This window comes from Photorhabdus sp. P32 (genome assembly GCF_038085095.1).
In the GTDB taxonomy this organism is placed as follows: domain Bacteria; phylum Pseudomonadota; class Gammaproteobacteria; order Enterobacterales; family Enterobacteriaceae; genus Photorhabdus; species Photorhabdus luminescens.
In genome coordinates, this window is record NZ_JAZGJN010000074.1 from 1 (window position 1) to 880 (window position 880).

Genomic DNA, 880 nt, shown 5'->3' on the forward strand with positions numbered 1-880 from the left:
CTTTAATACAATTTAATGATATTTATTATTTTATCAAGGTGCATAAAATGAAAAATGATTTTTTAATTATATCCAATATGTTTAAATCAATCAGCAATATAAAGCTGCCAGAATGCCTGAAAAATCATGATCTATCCCAAGAAATTGTAGCTTCTTGGGATGAGTTTAGTGAATCATTATATCGCTGGCCATCAACATTGGAAGATTATGAACATGTATATCATTTCGATGAACAAGATATTGATAGAATTATTAAAAATATACACAAAGCAACAACCTATTTAGGTTCGCTTAGCAGCGGATATTTAGGGCATGGTTATGTCGCCAGAGTCAGTCATTCATTGAAAGAAATTGAATCAGATTTTAGTAAGCTGAATAATTTCATCTCAAAATTGCCACAACTCTTTGAAATATCTCAAATTGATTTTGAACGCAAGAAAAACTTCGCAGAAAAAACACATATAAAAGTCCAACAATTACTAAAGAATATTGCCGATGGAGAAGATAAAAAGCAAATACACAAACTCTCTTTATTGATGGAAGAGATCATTTTAAACACATCAGATGTTTCATTTAGTCTGAGAAATATAAATAATTCAGTCAATAGACTTAATGGACAAATCAAAACAATTAATAATCTTTATAATGACTTAGTCGAAAACTTTAATGAAGAGAATAAAAAAGATATTTTCACAAGAAATTATAGGCAATGCATGGTCTATTTTAGTGACTTCACAAATAAATTCAATTTATTTTCCTATGATTACAAATCATTTAACAAGAATAATATATTAATTATCTTATAACCAATATAAGATAATTTTTTGCAACTATCAATATTCTCTATTATTTATTCCGTATAATATAACCAGTTGTGAAA

1 protein-coding gene is annotated in these 880 nt (G+C 27.0%); it reads left to right on the forward strand.

The features are described 5' to 3' along the window. The coding region (locus tag V2H77_RS00285; protein WP_341497210.1) for a hypothetical protein at window positions 1-806 on the forward strand (806 nt) is incomplete at its 5' end. Between the last annotated feature and the right edge of the window lie 74 nt (window positions 807-880).